The organism is Nocardia sp. NPDC004123, assembly GCF_053603795.1.
The window spans coordinates 1-16,835 of record NZ_JBSGGG010000015.1 but is presented as its reverse complement, the minus strand read 5'-3'; the positions used below and the strand labels follow the sequence as shown (position 1 = coordinate 16,835).

13 protein-coding genes are annotated in these 16,835 nt (G+C 68.3%); 11 read left to right on the top strand and 2 right to left on the bottom strand.

The features are described 5' to 3' along the window. Window positions 1–99 precede the first annotated feature (99 nt). On the bottom strand, window positions 100–870 hold the full coding sequence (locus ACWEQQ_RS22285; RefSeq protein WP_354833838.1) for a deoxyribonuclease IV: 771 nt from the start codon (window positions 868–870) through the stop codon (window positions 100–102). Between the two features lie 224 nt (window positions 871–1,094). On the opposite strand from ACWEQQ_RS22285, the gene ACWEQQ_RS22280 reads away from it, so the two are divergent. The 10 genes from ACWEQQ_RS22280 (at window position 1,095) to ACWEQQ_RS22235 (ending at window position 15,040) form a co-directional block, all read left to right on the top strand. Further along, complete coding sequence (locus ACWEQQ_RS22280; RefSeq protein WP_452349536.1) at window positions 1,095–2,990, top strand: serine/threonine protein kinase; 1,896 nt, start codon at window positions 1,095–1,097, stop codon at window positions 2,988–2,990. 217 nt (window positions 2,991–3,207) lie between these two features. Continuing rightward, window positions 3,208–4,929, top strand: coding sequence for a serine/threonine-protein kinase (locus ACWEQQ_RS22275; protein WP_452343680.1), 1,722 nt, complete (start codon window positions 3,208–3,210; stop codon window positions 4,927–4,929). A gap of 100 nt (window positions 4,930–5,029) precedes the next feature. Beyond that, entirely contained in the window at window positions 5,030–5,803 is a 774-nt protein-coding gene (locus tag ACWEQQ_RS22270; protein ID WP_452349535.1) for an ABC transporter ATP-binding protein, read from the top strand. Beyond that, entirely contained in the window at window positions 5,803–8,331 is a 2,529-nt protein-coding gene (locus tag ACWEQQ_RS22265; RefSeq protein ID WP_452349534.1) for an ABC transporter permease, read from the top strand. Before ACWEQQ_RS22270 ends, ACWEQQ_RS22265 begins: the two co-directional genes overlap by 1 nt. A gap of 157 nt (window positions 8,332–8,488) precedes the next feature. Continuing rightward, window positions 8,489–9,499 carry an ABC transporter ATP-binding protein gene (locus ACWEQQ_RS22260; RefSeq protein ID WP_452349533.1) on the top strand — a complete coding sequence of 337 codons (1,011 nt, stop codon included), beginning with the start codon at window positions 8,489–8,491 and terminating at the stop codon, window positions 9,497–9,499. A gap of 40 nt (window positions 9,500–9,539) precedes the next feature. After that, entirely contained in the window at window positions 9,540–10,592 is a 1,053-nt protein-coding gene (locus tag ACWEQQ_RS22255) for an extracellular solute-binding protein (protein WP_452349532.1), read from the top strand. Then, a complete protein-coding gene (locus ACWEQQ_RS22250; RefSeq protein ID WP_452349531.1) occupies window positions 10,589–12,304 on the top strand; it encodes an ABC transporter permease in 1,716 nt (571 codons plus the stop codon). The genes ACWEQQ_RS22255 and ACWEQQ_RS22250 overlap by 4 nt, the downstream gene beginning before the upstream one ends. Continuing rightward, window positions 12,301–13,197 (top strand): metallophosphoesterase family protein, encoded by an 897-nt coding sequence (locus ACWEQQ_RS22245; protein WP_452349530.1) that lies wholly within the window; start codon window positions 12,301–12,303, stop codon window positions 13,195–13,197. The genes ACWEQQ_RS22250 and ACWEQQ_RS22245 overlap by 4 nt, the downstream gene beginning before the upstream one ends. 264 nt (window positions 13,198–13,461) lie before the next feature. After that, window positions 13,462–14,232 carry an alpha/beta fold hydrolase gene (locus ACWEQQ_RS22240; RefSeq protein ID WP_452349529.1) on the top strand — a complete coding sequence of 257 codons (771 nt, stop codon included), beginning with the start codon at window positions 13,462–13,464 and terminating at the stop codon, window positions 14,230–14,232. Between the two features lie 214 nt (window positions 14,233–14,446). Further along, on the top strand, window positions 14,447–15,040 hold the full coding sequence (locus ACWEQQ_RS22235; RefSeq protein WP_452349528.1) for a DUF6630 family protein: 594 nt from the start codon (window positions 14,447–14,449) through the stop codon (window positions 15,038–15,040). 65 nt (window positions 15,041–15,105) lie between these two features. On the opposite strand, the gene ACWEQQ_RS22230 is transcribed toward ACWEQQ_RS22235, so the two are convergent. After that, on the bottom strand, window positions 15,106–16,368 hold the full coding sequence (locus ACWEQQ_RS22230) for a lipase family protein (protein ID WP_452349527.1): 1,263 nt from the start codon (window positions 16,366–16,368) through the stop codon (window positions 15,106–15,108). Between the two features lie 117 nt (window positions 16,369–16,485). On the opposite strand from ACWEQQ_RS22230, the gene ACWEQQ_RS22225 reads away from it, so the two are divergent. Continuing rightward, a partial coding sequence (locus ACWEQQ_RS22225) for a TetR/AcrR family transcriptional regulator (protein ID WP_452349526.1) occupies window positions 16,486–16,835 on the top strand: 350 nt, incomplete at its 3' end.

The window sequence follows — 16,835 nt, the reverse complement described above, 5'->3', positions numbered from 1 at the left end:
AGCACACCATCGGGGCGTCCGGTGAAACAGGTTCAGGATCAGCCGGATCGAAAGGCTCGTGAGCGAACGCCCGGCGCTACCCGTGCTGTTCGCGCAGCACTACCCGAGGTGTTCGCGCAGATAGGCGAGGTCGTCGGCGACACCGTCGGCGGGGGTCTCCAGGATCACCGGCGCTCCGGCCGTGCGGCACACCTCGGCCAGCAACTGCGGGTCGATGGTCCCGTCGGCGAAGTTGGCGTGGCGGTCCGCGCCCGAATCGAAGGCGTCCCGCGAGGAGTTCAGGTGCACCAGGTCGATGCGCCCGGTGATCCCCTTGATCCGCTCCACGATCCCGACCAGTTCCTCACCGCCCGCCCAGGCGTGGCAAGTGTCGAGGCAGAACCCGGCCCCGAAGTCGCCGACCGCGTCCCACAGCCGCCCGATATCGTCGAAATACCGTGCCATGGCATGGTTTCCGCCGGCCGTGTTCTCGATGAGGATGGGCACCGCGAATCCGCCCTTGTCCTGCTGCCGCTCGAACAGCTTGCGCCAGTTGACGAATCCTTCGGCCATCTCCTCGTCGGAGCGCACGTGGCCGCCGTGCACGACCAGCCCGAAGGCGCCCAGCTCGGCGGCGGCCTTGGCCTGCTGCGCCACCGCGTTGCGCGAGGGCATGCGCAGCCGGTTGTTCAGGCTGGCCACATTGATCTGATAGGAGGAGTGCACCACCAGGTCGATATCGCTGGCCTTGATCTCCTCGGCCCGCGGGTGGGGTTGGGGCTTGTCCCAGCTCTGCGGATCCACCACGAACATCTGGATGACGTCGGCCCCGAGCTTCTCGCCGAAGCCGATCGGGTCGCTGTCCATTCGGACGTGAGCTCCAATGCGCATGCGGCCAGCGTATCCCCGACCCCCGACAGCGCAGACGGGGTCACCAGCGGCGATAAGCAAACGTTGAGTGTTGCGTTAGCGGACTGCGCGTAGATAGTTCGGTAGGCCGCGAATCGGCTACAGTTTCGGTGTTTTCGGATCGGCCCGAACGATCACGCCGATCGTCTGTGGTACCTCGCGCGCTGGTGGGTCCCGGCACGTGGAATGGGAAGTGGGAGATCGTCATGCTGTCCAACGGTGACGTTTTTGCTGGGTATGTCATCGAACGGCAGCTCGGCCGGGGTGGCATGGGTTCGGTGTACCTGGCCAAGCATCCGCGGCTGCCGCGAATGACGGCGCTCAAGCTGCTGAATCGGGAGATGGTCTTCGACAAGGAGGTTCGCGCCCGCTTCGAGCGCGAGGCCGACCTGGTCGCGCAACTGGACCACCACAATATTGTCACCGTCTACGACCGCGGGCTCGAGGACGGCCAGCTGTGGATCTCCATGCAGTACATCGACGGCATCGACGCCGCCAGCGTGAATCCGCAGACGCTGCCGCCCGAGCGGGCCGTGCAGATCGTCGCCGAGATGGCCGACGCCCTGGATTACGCGCACCGCAACGAGGTGCTGCACCGGGATGTGAAGCCCGCCAATATCCTGCTGGCCCGCTCCACCGGCGGTAAGGGCGAGCGGGTGTACCTGACCGACTTCGGCATCGCGCGGCTGCGCGACGACAGCGGTCACCTGACCCAGACCGGGACGTTCACCGCGACCCTGGCCTACGCCTCGCCCGAGCAGCTGACCGGCTCCGCGCTGGACGGCCGCTCCGACCAGTACTCGCTGGCCTGCACGCTGTTCTGGCTGTTCACCGGGTCCGGTCCGTTCTCGGCGACCAATCCGGCGGCCGTCATCCAGGGGCATCTGCAGAATCCGCCGCCGCTGCTGGGCAGTGCGCGCGCCGGGCTGCCGCCGAGCCTGGACATGGTGATCGCCAAGGCCATGGCCAAGCGTCCCGAGGATCGTTTCCCCAGCTGCAGTGACTTCGCGGCCGCCGCCCGCCGCGCCCTGGCCAATCCGAGCGCGCCGGCCATTCCGCTGGTGCAGCGCACGTCGCCGCCGATGCCGGTGATGCCGTACACCGGCGGGCCGAACCCGGTGGCGCCGTCCCCGACCGGGGGCGCCATGCCGACCGGTATGCCCATGTATACGGGTGGCGCCATGCCGACCGGCAATCCGGTGACCGGGGGCGCGTACTCGACCGGTGTGCCGATGACCGGTGCGCCCATGCCGACCGCGGGCCCGCGTCCGCAGACCGCGCCGCCGTCCCCGGCGGTGCCGTATCCGGCTCCGACGCAGGTCAATCCGGCCCCGCCCAAGCCGGTGACCGGTAACTACACCGGGCGCGGGACCAATCAGTACACCCAGCCGCCGTCCTACACCTATCCGAGCCCGGGGCAGCCGCAGCGCCCGCCGGTCGCGCCGGTGGGGGCGCATCGGCCGGCAGCGCCGGCGAAGTCGAACACCGGGCTCATCATCGGCATCGTGCTGGCGGTGGTGGTGCTGCTCATCGTGGTGGTCGCGGTGATCGCGGCGGCGGGCAGCAAGGCCGGCGGCACCAAGGCCGGTGGCGCGCCGGGCAGTGTCGTGAACACCTCGGCGGGCGCCGCGCCCGGGGGCGCCCAGCAGATCGACTGGTCGGCCGCGGCCAAGCAGTTCCCGAAGCTGCTGCCCGCGGTCAAGACCGGCGGCAAGGGCTACAACGGCGCGACCTGCTGGGTGGCCGACTCGCCGGTCTCCTCCGACGCCACCGACGGCACCCCGGACTTCGGCGACTGGAAGGTGCAGTGGCGCTGCTACGGCGGCAGCAACAACAGTGACCCCTTCTACCGCATCTTCGCCTACGACTCGGCCACCACCGTGCAGACCGTCCTGAGCGGTCTGACCCCGGACACCAAGTCGCAGGACGCGAACGGCGGCAAGACCTACACCAACTACCAGCTCACCGACGACAGCCACCCACGCCTGGTGACCGCCTTCACCGGCGACAACAACCGCGCCCAGTACCTCATGTACACCGACGGCCTCACCGGCAGCCTGGATCCGGTCCTGAAGTGGTGGAAGAACGCACCCATCAACTGACCGCTCGCTGACCTCGCATATTCGAATCCCGAGGCTGATCAGGCTAGGGTCGGCGCAGTATCTGGTTCGCGGCCCCAGCACAGGTCGATGGAGCGCTCGTTCTGGACTGACGGAGCGGGGGAGCGAAGCGGAGGAGCGGAGGAGGGGAGAACGAGACCCTCAGGGCCGCGAACCCGCCGGAGCGAAGCGGAGGCAATTAGATACAGAAAGGGAAGTTGTGCTGCGCGCTGGGGAAGTGTTCGCGGGTTACGAGATCGAACGCGAACTCGGCCGCGGCGGCATGGGGTCGGTGTATCTGGCCCGGCACCCCCGTCTGCCGCGGTTGATCGCGCTGAAGCTGCTGAGCCGGGACGTGTTCGGCGATATCGAGATCCGGCGGCGGTTCGAGCGGGAGGGCGATCTCGTCGCGCGGCTGGATCATCCCAATATCGTGCCGGTCTACGACCGCGGCATCGACGACGCGCAGCCGTGGATCGCCATGCGCTACATCGATGGCCCCGACGCGTCCCAGCTGGAGGCCGCGAATCTGCCGCCGCGCCAGGCGATCCGGATCATTGCCGAGACGGCGCGAGCCCTGGATTTCGCGCATCGCCGTGGCGTGCTGCACCGGGATGTGAAGCCCGCCAACATCCTGCTCGAACGGCTGGACGGCGAGGAGCGAGTGTTCCTGGCGGACTTCGGCATTGCCCGCCTGCGCGACGACGCCACCAAACTGACCCAGACCGGCTCGTTCACCGCGACGCTGACCTACGCCTCCCCGGAGCAGCTCTCGGGTCAGCCGCTGGATCCGCGCTCGGATCAGTATTCGCTGGCCTGCACGCTGTTCCGCTTGCTGACCGGGGATGTGCCGTTCGCCGCCGAGCATCCGGTGGGCATCATCCACGGTCACCTCAATCAGGCGCCGCCGCCGGTCAGCGCGCTGCGGGCCGGACTGCCGCAGGCGCTGGACGCCGTGCTGGCCCGCGCGCTCGCCAAACACCCTGAGGGACGGTTCGATTCGTGCGGCGAGTTCGCCGCGGCGGCCCAGCAGGCGCTGGAGAATCCGGCCGGGGCCACCGTGGTGGCGCACTCGCCGTTCGTTGCGCAGTCCGGCGGATCATCGACTGCGCCAGGGCAATTCGGTCCCGCGCCGACGACCCCGTACGGTGTCGATCCGAATCCCGTTCCCGGACAGCAGCCACCCGCGACCATGCGCTACACCGCGCCGGCGCCGGCGCCCGCCCCGCCCGCGCCGCGTCCGGCGCCGCCGCGGAAGAAGCGTTCGAAGCTGCGGGGCTGCCTGCTGGGCGCGGCGGCCGTCGTGGTGCTGCCGCTGGTGGCGGTCGGCGGGTGTCTGGCCGCGCTGGATCGGAGTGGGACCTCGCACACCCCCGCGACCATCTCCGAGGCGCCCACGCCGACCACCGACGACGAGCCGGCCCCGACCGAGACCACCGATCCCGCCGCCGGCATCCCGGAGCATTCGGGCACCGACGCGCAGGTGCTCAGCCAGCGCTTCCCGCAGATGCTGCCGCAGTCCGACCCGAACGCCGACTCGAACTCCGGCACCGGCTACCAGGGCGCGGTCTGCTCGACCTACCAGCATTCCGCGCCCCCGCCCGACACCGGATCCGGCGATCCCGACCTGGGCAACTGGGCGGTGGCCTGGAACTGTGCGGGCGGTGTCGGCCACCCGAGCTACCGCTTCGTCATGTACCGGTCGGCCGCCGATGCCGAGGACGCCCTGAACACGCTGTCGGGGTTCTCCCGGTCCGACGTCAAGGTGCACGGCAACCTGTACACGAACTACCAGCTCAGCGACAGCGCCCTGCTGCGTCCGCGCCTGGTGACGGAGTTCCACTCCCAGGACGGCAAGCACGCTTTCCTGATGTACAGCACCGGTTTCCTCGCCACCGACGACCAGCTGCTGGATTGGTGGCGGTCCGCCCCCATCAATTGAGGGCTGTTCGACGTGGGTGTTTGTGTGGAGTCTGTGAGGACATCGGCATCGGGGACATCCCGGATGGCGTCCATCCCAGAACCTAGACACACTGGACATCATGACTTCGAACGTCTCGGAATCCGCCACGCTCGAGCAGAGCACGGCCGCGGTCGCCGCCCGAGCGACCGATCTTGTGAAGATCTATGGATCGGGCGACACACAGGTTCGTGCGCTGGACGGGGTGACGGCCGAGTTCGCGAAGGGCGAGTTCACCGCCATCATGGGGCCCTCGGGCTCGGGCAAGTCGACCCTGATGCACTGCCTGGCCGGTCTCGACGCCGCCACCGCGGGCACGGTCCACATCGGTGACACCGATCTGACCAAGCTGTCGGACAAGCAGATGACCACGCTGCGCCGCGACCGCATCGGCTTCGTCTTCCAGGCGTTCAACCTGGTCCCCACGCTGACCGCGCTGGAGAACATCACGCTGCCGCTGGATATCGCGAACCGCAAGACCGACGAGGAGTGGTTGTCGACGGTGGTCAAGCGGCTGGGCCTGGGCGACCGGCTCACCCACCGGCCCGCCGAGCTGTCGGGTGGCCAGCAGCAGCGCGTGGCCTGTGCTCGCGCGCTGGCGGGCAAGCCGGACATCATCTTCGGTGACGAGCCGACCGGCAATCTGGACTCGCACTCCTCGGGTGAGGTGCTCAATATCCTGCGGGCGGCGGTCAACGAATTCGGGCAGACGGTGGTGATCGTGACCCACGATCCGCATGCTGCCTCCTACGCCGACCGGGTCGTCTTTCTCGCCGACGGCCAGATCGTGGACGAATTGCGGGAGCCCACGGCCGATTCCGTGCTCGACAAGATGAAGTCGCTGGAGACGCTCTGATGGCTGCCTCCCCGATGCGCAAGGTCGCCTTGCGCAATCTCGCCGCGCACAAGGTGCGCCTGGTGCTGACCGTGCTGTCGGTGGTGCTCGGAACCGCCTTCATCTCAGGGTCCTTCATCTTCACCGACACCTTGTCGAGCACCTTCGACAGCATCTTCGCCGCCCAGGCGAAGGGCGTGGACGTGCGGGTACAGCCCAAGGAGCAGCAGTCGCTCGGTGTGCCGAACGACGTGGTGGACAAGCTCTCCCACCTGGACGGCGTCAAGACCGTCGCGCCCAGCGTCAACGGCCCGGTGGTGCTGCTGAAGGAGGGGCACGCCGTACAGACCGGTGGCGCACCGAGTTTCGGGCAGTCGTATCTGCCGCCGGGCAAGTCGGTGGCCGAGCCGGACAAGTTCATCGACGGCGTGCCGCCCGCCCAGCCGGGTCAGGTCGCCATCAACAGGGGCGGTGCGGAGCGGGCCGGGCTGAAGGTCGGCGACCACACCACGGTGCTGGTGCCGTCCAAGGGCAATATCGACGTCACCATCTCCGGCATCTATGACATCGACGCCTCCAATACCGGCGGGTTCATCGCGCTGCAGTTCGAGGATGCGCAGGCCCGCCAGCTGTTCACCGACGGCCTGCACGTGGCGTACGTGGACATCGCGGCCCAGCCCGGGGTGAAGGCCGATGATCTGCGCGATCGGCTCAAGGCCGCGCTGCCCGACTACAAGGTGCAGGACGCCCAGCAGGTGCGTGACGACTTCAAGGCGCAGCTCGGCAATGCGCTGAAGTTCATCAACTACTTCCTGCTGGCGTTCGGGTCCATCGCATTGCTGGTGGGCACGTTCATCATCTACAACACCTTCTCCATGCTGGTGGCGCAGCGACTGCGCGAGCTGGCGCTGCTGCGCGCGGTCGGCGCGAGCCGCGGGCAGATCTCGCGGTCGGTGGTGGGGGAGTCGCTGATCGTCGGATTGATCGGCAGCGCACTGGGTCTGGCGGCGGGCGTGGGCCTGGCGTTCGGCCTGTCCGGGCTGCTGAATGCGTTCAAGCTGGGGCTGCCCACCGGCACCATGTCGCTGCAGCCGCGCACCGTGCTGGTGGCCCTCGGCGTCGGCACCGTGGTGACGGTGCTCAGTGCGTACGCGCCGGCGCGGCGGGCGGCCAAGGTGCCGCCGGTGGAGGCGATGCGCTCGGAGTCCAACTCGGCCGGAGAGTCGTTGCGGCTGCGCACCATTATCGGCGCGGTGCTGGCGGTGGCCGGCGCGGTGCTGGTGGTGCTGGGTGCGCGCGGCACCGGCGGCAGTGCGGCCACGGTGGTCGGAATCGGTGCTGCCGCACTGATCTTCGCGGTGCTGTTCGCCTCCCCGGCGCTGTCGCGACCGGTGGTGACCGGCCTGGGTGTGCTGGTGCGGCCGTTCGGTCCGGTCGGAAGGATGGCGCGCAACAACGCGATTCGCAATCCGCGCCGGACCGCCGCGACGGCTTTCGCGCTGACCCTGGGCCTGATGCTGGTGTCGGCCATCGGCATGCTCGGCTCCTCGGCCAAGGCCAGCGTGAGCGACCTGGTCGACAAGGGCGTGAAGGCCGACTACATCCTGGCCGGGCCGCCCGGCGGCATCATCGGCGTCCCGCTGGCCGCCACCGCCACCGTCGGGCAGGTGCCGCAGGTCAAGGACGTGGTGGCCTTCCACGGTGTCGCCCTGAGGGTCGACGGCAAGCAGGTGCTCGGCACCGCGCCCGAGGGGCCGATGGCCAAGGTGCTCAACTACACCATGGAGCAGGGCACCGACCGGCTCGGCGACGACGACATCATGGTGTCGGAAACCTATGCCTCCGACCATGATTGGAAGCTCGGCGAGAGCGTCGAGATCTCCAGCATGGACTACAAGAAGTTCAAGGTCACCGTCGCGGGCATCTACAAGGACACCCAGCTGCTGCAGAACATGGTCACCCCCATGGCCCTGTACCAGAAGACGGTTCCGGTCAGCTACCAGTCCAGCTTCCTGGTCCTGGTCGCCGCCCAGCCCGGCGCCGACCTCCCCGCCATGCGGAAGAACCTGGAGAAGGCCACCGAGCAGTACGTCATCGTCCAGGTGCTGGACCGCAACGACTTCAAGGGCGCCCAGGGCAAACAGATCGACACCCTGCTGGCCATCCTCTACGGCCTGCTGGCGCTGGCGGTGGTCATCGCCATCCTCGGCATCGTCAATACGCTGGCCCTGTCGGTGGTGGAGCGCCGCCGCGAAATCGGCATGCTCCGCGCGGTGGGCATGCAACGGGCGCAGGTCCGCCGCAGCATCTACCTGGAGTCCATGCTCATCGCCATCTTCGGCGCGGTGGTGGGCGTCATCCTCGGCCTCGCTCTCGGCATAGGCTTCCTCAAAACCCTTGCCGATCTGGGCATTGCCACCATCGCCGTGCCCTGGGCACAAATCGTGCTCATGCTCCTCGGCTCCGGCGTGGTCGGCGTCCTCGCCGCCCTCTGGCCCGCTGTGCGAGCCGCCCGCACACCCCCACTGGCCGCCATCGCCGACCTGTAAGCACTCCGGACCGATCTGGGCCCCTCTGGATTTCGATCCCGAGGGGCCCATTGCGTCTCCGCCGCCGCGGCCTCGCTGGCGGGCTGAGACGAGTTGTCATCGGGCGTTCACCCCGTGCGCCCACAGAAGTCAGATTTGCTGCCTACTGTCAGCCGCCATGTTTGCTGTGGCCGGGGAGGGACTCGGGACGCGGGTCGTCCTGGAGGAACTGAGCCGTACCTATTCGGACGGGACCGGTTTGCTGCCCACCGATCTGGTGATCGAACCCGGGGAGTTCGTGTCGGTGCTGGGGCCGTCCGGGTGCGGGAAGTCCACGCTGTTGCGGCTGCTGGCGGGGTTGGATCGGCCGCAACAGGGGCGGATTCGGCTCGGTGACGAGGTGGTCTGCGATGTCGGTCGGGGGGATTTCGTGCCGCCGCGGCGCAGGCGTCTGGGGATGGTGTTCCAGGATCTGGCGTTGTGGCCGCATCTGACTGTCGCGGCGAATGTCGGGTTCCCGCTGCGGGTTACCGGCGTCGCGCGCGCCGAGGCGGGGCAGCGGGTGGCGGAGGCGCTGGCGCGGGTCGAGCTGGCCGCGGCGGCGGAGAAGATGCCGCATCAGTTGTCCGGCGGGCAGCAGCAGCGGGTGGCCATCGCCCGGGCGCTGGTGGCGCGGCCGAGCCTGCTGCTGATGGACGAGCCGCTGTCGGCGCTGGATGCGGCGCTGCGGGAGCAGCTGCGCACCGAGATTCGCTCGCTGACCACGGAATTGGGTCTCACCACGGTCTTCGTCACCCACGATCAGGCGGAGGCGTTGAGCATGTCCGACCGCATCGTGGTGATGCGGGCCGGGCGCGTGCTGCAGCACGGTAGTCCGGAGGAGCTGTATCACCGGCCCGCCGATCTGTTCGTGGCCGAGTTCGTCGGCACCTTCAATCCGCTGCCGTCCGGTGGCGGTGTGCGCGCCGAGGCCGTGCGGGTCCTCGGCGACACGCCCGCCGCGCCGGACGAAGTGACCGTGTCGGGGACGGTCCGATCGTCCGTCTTCACCGGCGGCGCATACCAGTTGCGCTGCGCGGTCGACGGCGTCGATCGGCTCTGGACGGTTCCGGACCGGCGCGCGCACGCGGCCGGGACCGAACTGCGGCTGGCGGTACGAGCGGACGACGTCGTCACTCCCGCCGCCTGAACCCGCTCTCCACCAGGCTTTTTCGAAAGGAATCCCCGAAATGTCGATGTCCCGTCGCGCTTTCGCCGCGGCCACGCTCGCGTCGGCGCTCGTGCTCGCCGGTTGCGGTTCGGCCGCCGATGACACCGCGAAGACCGCGGTCACCAGCACCTGGACCGCCCCGGCGGGCCTGTCGGGCGAACTCACCCTGTACTCGGCCAACCCGCAGGAGCTCACCGACGACCTGGTCGCCGCCTTCACCAAGGCGTCCGGCGTGAAGGTGAACGTCTTCGCCGGTGAGACCGGCAAGATCACCGCGAAACTCGATGCCGAATGGGCGAATCCGCAGGCCGACATCGCCTACCTGGCCTCCTGGACCCCGGCCGCGAAGTACGCCGCCGACGGCCGCACCCTGCCCTACCGCCCGGCCGGATCGGACCAGATCCGCGCCGGCTGGGCCGGCAAGGACGACGCCTTCGTCGGCCGCGACGGTTCGGCGCTGACGCTGGTGGTCAATACCAAGGCCACCACCGCCCGCCCGCAGGACTGGGCCGATCTGGCCGGGCCGGACTACAAGGGCAAGGTGATCATGCCCGACCCGCGCGAATCCGGCACCGCCCGTGACCTGATCGCCGCCATGGTCGCGGCCTGGGGCAAGGACAAGACCTGGGAGCTGTTCGACAAGCTCTTCGCCAACGGCATGGTGGTGCACGGGGCGAACGGCCCGGCCCTCGACGATGTCACCGCCGGATCGCACGCCGTGATCCTGGGCGGCGTCGACTACTCCGCCTACGACGCCATCGCCAAGGGCGAACCGCTGCAGGTGATCTCGCCGTCCTCGGGCACCACCATCACCCCGCGCCCGGTGTTCGTGCTGAAGACCGCCAAGAACCCGGCCGCGGCGAAGGCGTTCCTGGACTTCATGTTCGCCCAGCAGGGTCAGCAGATCTCGGCCGCGCACCAGATGATTCCGGCCCGGCCCGGGGTGTCCGTCGCCGACGGCACCCGCAAATACGAGGACGTCAAGCAGCTTTCGTTCACCTGGGACCAGGTGAAGAGCAGCGGCAGCGACGTGCTCGCCGAATTCAGCAAGCGCTATCTGGGCGCGGCGTGACCGCACGCCTCGACGAGGCCGCATCCGGTCGTGCGGCCACCCGCCCGCGCACCGGCGGCGGGGTCTACGCCCTGCTGGCGCTGCTGCTGGTCGGTGTGGCCGGGCCACTGGTGGCGGTGCTGATCCGAGCGGTGACCGGCTACGACGGGCGGCCGTCCGCGCTCGGGCAGCTCACCGAATCGGCGAATCTGCGGATCGTCGGCAATACGGTGCTGCTGGGTGTGCTGGTCGTGGTCATCGCCACCGTGATGGCCGCGCCGCTCGCCTTCCTCATGTCGTGGACGCCGCTGCGGCGGCACCGGTGGATCGACATCGCCGTCATGGTCCCGTTCCTCACCCCACCGTATGTGGCGGCCATGGCGTGGCTGGACTTCATCCGCGTCAACGGTCTCGCCGAGCGGTGGTTCGGGCCGTTCGGCGCGGGGTTGCGCGCCGTGGTGGAGACCCCGGCCGGGATGGCGGCCATCATGGCGTGCGAAATCTTCACCTTCCTGTACCTGCTGCTGCGCAACCGGCTCGACACCATCCCCGCCAGCGCGGATGAAATGGCCGCGGTGGCAGGGGCATCCGCCGGGCAGCGGCTGCGGCTGGTGCTGGCCCCGCTGCTGACACCCACCTACGCGCTGGGCGCGCTGATCGTGTTCATCCGCGCCGCAGGCGAATTCGGCACGCCGGTCACGCTCGGCAATCAGATCGGCTTCCCGGTGCTGGTGTCGGAGATCTACGGGAACGTCACCATCGACCCGCTGAATTTCCCGCGGGCCGCCGCATTGTCGAGCCTGCTGCTGGCGATGGGGATGACCGTGTGGGGGCTGCAGCAGTGGGTGAGCCGCCGCGATATCGGGTTCGGCGGCCGCGCCGCGCGCCGCGCCACCGTCGGGACCGGTCGCTGGACCGCGGCCGCGCTGCTGTGGCCCGGCCTGGTGCTGCTGGTGTCGGTGGTGGTGCCGTATATCGCGATCCTGCTGGGCGCCATGACGATTCTGCGGTCCAAGCCGCCGACGCCGGACAATCTCACCTTCGACTACTTCGCGCGGGTGCTGCGTCCGGGCCGCGGGCTGGAGGCGCTGCAGAACAGCGTGGCGCTGGCCTTCATCGCGGCCACCGTGACGACCGTGCTGGCCGTCGCCTGCGCCCTGGTGATCGTCCGGCGCGGCCGGGATGCCGAGCCGCGAGCGCGAGCCGCGGCCCGGCGGGGCGTCGATCTGCTCGGCATCGCGCCCGACACCGTGCCCACCATCGTGCTGGTCATCGGCTTCATCTTCTTCTGGAACGCGCCCTGGCTGCCTTTCACGCCGTACAACACGCGCGCGATGGTGGTGCTCGCCTATGTGGTCATCACCCTGCCCATGGCGTTGCAGCAGGTGAAGACCGCCTATGCCGCCATCGACGACACCCTGCTGGAGGCCGCGGCCGCCGCGGGCGCGAACACCTGGCAGATCCTGCGCCGCATCACGTTTCCGCTGCTCATCCCCGGCATCGTCGCGGGCTGGCTGCTGGCGTTCCTGCTCGGTGTGCGCGAGGTCGTCGCGTCCTCGATGGTGCGGCCGTCCTCGCTGCCGCTGCTGTCGCCGTGGATTCTCGGCCAATTCGATCAGGGCCACCGTGCCGAGGCCATGGCCATGACGGTGATCGGCGTGCTCAGCTCGACCGTTGTCCTGGTGGTCCTGGAGTGGTGGCGGCGCCGCCTCACCGAGCGGTCCACCCGATGATCCGGCTGGCACACGTCGCCGACATCCACCTGGGCGCCCGCCTGCGGGCGGTCCCGGACTATCCCGGATGCCCTGCCATCGATCCGGTCGAGGACGCCTACGCCGCGTTCGCCGTTCTCCTGCAACGGATTCTCGACGAGCGCTACGACGGCGTCCTCCTCGCCGGCGACCTCTTCGACCGGCACGAAGCCACCCCGCGCGCCCTCGCCACCGCCGAACAGGCGCTGGCCGACCTGCACGATGCGGGCATCCCCGTGGCCCTCATCTGGGGCAACCACGACGCCGAATCTCCGCTCCCGCAACACCTCCGGCTCCCACCCACGGCCTGGCTCGCCCCCGCCGACAACCCTGCCACCCACCGCTGGCCCGACCTCGGCATCGCCCTGCATGCCCAATCCATCGCCGCCCGCGACGACCTCCGCGACCTCGCCGCCGGCTACCCCACGCCCCTCGATGCCGAGACCAACATCGCCCTGCTCCACACCAGCCTCACCGGCCAGCACAGCCGCCGCGCCTGCGCCCCAACCACTCTCGCCACCCTGGCCGCGCATGGCTACGACTACTGGGCCCTGGGCCACGTCCACCAGCGCACCCACCTCGGCCCGGCGTCCTACGCGGGAAGCCCCCATCCCGCCCGCAAGTCCGAGACGGGCCCGCGTGGTTTCCTCGAACTGCGCCTCTCCGGCAGCCGCACCACCCACCCCGTCGACACCTCGCCGGTCATCCGCGAACCTCTCACCGCCACAACAGAAGAAGACATCTGGAAGCAGTTCGACAACTACGCGTCGGCCGCCCGTCTCGTGATCTGGACCCTGGACGCCCCCACCCACCTCCTCGCCCCCGCCCGCTCCGCAGCCCGCAACTACCCCAACTTCGCAGTGGCACTTCCCTAATCGCCGGATGTCGCTGCCAGCGACCCGCATTACCGCGACCACGACGCAGTTTGCACACCCCGAAGATCGGGGCTCGGGACCTCCGCGGACCCTACCGCCTCGACGGCATCTCCCCCATCCACGGCTTCCACGAATAATTCATAGCCATCGACCGCTCCGACCACATACCGGCTCTCGTCGTCGGCTCCGACGACTGATCCATATCGCTCTGTTCGAACCTGCCTGGGTCGGAACATTCGAGTCGGGCTGCGTGTTGGTCGGCGCATGATCTTCGTTCTGGTTCCCGGTGGATGGCATGGCGGTTGGTCGTATACACCACTGGCGAACTCGCTGCGCCAGCATGGACACGACGCCTATCCCGTGACTCTCACCGGCGTGGGCGATCGCAACCACCTGCTAACTGCCACAACGAATTTGGACACACACATCAACGACGTCACGGCAATGCTCGAATCCGAGCGCATTACCGATGCGGTGCTAGTCGGTCACAGCTATGCCGGTATGGTCATCACGGGCGTCGCCGACCGCGTCCCGGAGCGAGTTGCCACCCTGGTGTATTCCGACGCCTATGTGCCTGCCGACGGTCAATCCTGCTTCGAGCTCACCTCCGCAGAGTTTCGACGGATGTTCATCGAGGGGACGGGTGAGAACGGATTCGCGGCGAGGCCCCCCGAAGGCCTCGATCCGCGTGCCACCAGCCATCCCATGGCATCGTTCCTCCAGCGGATCCGGCTCAGCGGCCGGGCGCCCGAGAGCATCCTGCGCGAGTACATCTATCTGTCCGGGTGGGAGGGCACGCCGTTCACCGATGTCTACCAGCGGTTGCGAAACGACCCATCCTGGCGCACCCACAGTTTGCCCACCAGCCACAATGTGCTACGGGATGCCCCGGAGGAATATCTGAAGCTATTGCTGGACATCGCGGACCGGACCACGGCAGCCCGCACCGGTGCTACGCCCCCGACCACTCCACCGGGTCACGCGGTTCAGGACCCGCACCCAGGTAACGACACGCATCATCGCAACCTGGACTGACCACACCCGCACCCGCGACAAGGCTGGCATGTCCGCTCGTAGCCGCATCCCGCGCTGACCGAACCGGCGAGTGGAAGATCAACGGGCAGAGCGCCGTACGGCCGCCGGCAGCGCGCGCTCATGCCGATGAGCGGTCTCTCAGTCTTCGCTCGTCGGGGTCCAGTGCGATCATGAACGCGTCAAGTTCCGCCGCGAGAACCCAGCATGGTCAGGCTTGGTCGGCAAGGATTCACGGGAGAACCCATTGGGCGAGTACATGCAGACTCCAGACGCCGTTCGTGCCGCGTTGTCCCAGCTCGCGGCCTTCCTTGCCCCCGATCGGCCAGATATCACGGAGTTGCTCAATCTCGTATTCGATGACCCCGAGTCCTACGTCGACGCATACCCGGACATCGATTACCTCTGCAACGATGAAGGCGACCTCGCTCGCAGCGGTCTGCTGGAGATGTTGGATGGCACCGAATTCGAGATCGAACCGTCGTTGATCGCCCACCTCGATTGGCGTGCCGATGTCGAGACCATCCGTGAAGACCTCGCTTCTCTGCGCTCCTGTCCCGCGGCAATGTCCTGGGGCTGGTGTCCGGAATTCGCCACGGCCACAAGGGAACACCCAGATGACATCGCCGGGATCTCCGGAGACTTCCTCGAAGAGACAGGCAATCAATGCCTACAGCTCGGAGTTGCCCTCGTATCCGTTGACGTCGGCGACTCATACTATGCGGGCTTCTGCCCGGCCACTGCGGCCGAACATGTCATCTCATTGCTGAGTGCTGCCGGTTACGAAAACCCCCGCATTCTGCGGGCCTGACTGGACCAGAATGGTTGCTGAATGCAACATCCGCTACTGCCGCATGCCGCGCTGACCTATGTTGCTCAGCGCGGCCCTCGCCGGTCGGCCGAGGTTGTGCTGGCGGCTACCCGGTCGGCGAGGAATGCTTGGGCATCGGGTGTGCGGTGCAACGCCTCCAGACCGTGCTCATCGAGGGGGTCGCGCACGGTCACGATCGTGGCTCCGGCGGCGCGCCAGAGGGCCATGAGGTGGTCGGCTTGGTCGACCGGCACGATCTCGTCGGTGGCGGTGTGGTAGTTGAAGATCGGCATGGTCGGGGCCGCGGCTCCCAGGGAGTTGTCGCGCAGGAGTTGCGCGAACCGGGGTGCCTGTAGCGGGTCGGCGCCGTGGGCGAGGTCGCTCAACCGGCGGAGCGCGAAGTTGTAGAGCAAATCGTCGACGCAGGCGTCGCCGGCTGCGGCGATCGCGGCGTGACCGCGCTCGTCGAACAGGTCACCGAGGTGGGCTTCGGGGTACTCGCGGTCGTAGGCGACCAGGATTCCGAAGTTGTAGCCGGAGAAGATGCTTCCATCGAATCGGGCGGTCAGTGTTGTCAGGTCGGCGGGGACCCCGCCGATCGCGGCGCCGGCGAAGGACAGTTCGGGGGCGTAGGAGGGCTGGATCTGAGCGGCCCACGCGGTCGCGGCCCCGCCGCCGGAGTAGCCGTCGAGCGCCCAGACCGCGTCGGTCCCGATCTCGGCGGGCTCGAACTGGCCGGCCGCCCGGATGCCGTCGAGAATCGTGTGACCGGTCCGCGGCCCGGTCAAGAAGCCCGACTTCGGTCCTTCGTGGTCGGGCACCGCCACGATCCAGCCCTTTGCGAGCATCTGCATCACCGGGTCGGCCGACTGCACGGTGCCCTTCACGAGGGTGTACGACGGTGCGCAGCGGGTGCCGGTCGCGTCCTCGGGGAGCTGTTCGGAGACCACCGGCCGAGGCCCGGGACCGGTCCACGGTGCGGTCGGGACCAGCACGGTCGTCACGCCCAGTTCGGCTCGGTCACGAGAGTCGTTGGTGCGGAACGACAATTGCCAGGCGCGGACCGGTGTGGCCAGGTCGACGGTGACTTCGCGGTGGTCGACGAGTTGCCCGTTGCGGTAGGACTCGAGGTTCGGCGGCGCTGTGTAGAACGGATCGGCGTCGGGCACCACCGAACCGGCGGCCGGGGGGAGGTCCTCGGCCAGGGCCGGTACGCTCGCCGAGAGCGACCCGTCGTGTTGATCGTTGCCCGGCTCGGCGGTCGCCGAAGTGATCGACAACACGGTCATTCCGAGTGCGACCGCGGCAATTCCCGCTGTCCGACGCATGTTCCGCTCCTATTCGGTGGTCGTCCGCCGCTCAACGGTGAACGGCTGCCGGGATAGTAACTGACTGAACAGTTAGTCGGCCAGTCGACCGGTGCTTTGCCATGAGAATTCGACCTCATGACGACCACAGATTCCGCGCAGCGATCAGGCGAACTGGCGCGTACCAAGATCATCGAGGTGGCGTTCGAGCACTTCGCGCGCCATGGGTATCGGGGCAGCTCGCTGGCGCGTATTGCCGCCGATGCCGAGATCCCGCAATCGGGCCTTCTGCACCACTTCCACAGGCGCTGCTGCAGCTCACGAATATCTGCTCATGCCGCTGGTCGCGCTGACCGAATCGGTCAGCGCGGCACCGCGGAAGATCAACCGGCTGTTGCCGAACCGAGGCCGGCCAGTGTCTACACATGCCGAGTTCCGTTCGACCGGTGCAATCCCGCACAATCCGCTGTAGAACAGCGATTTCGCGC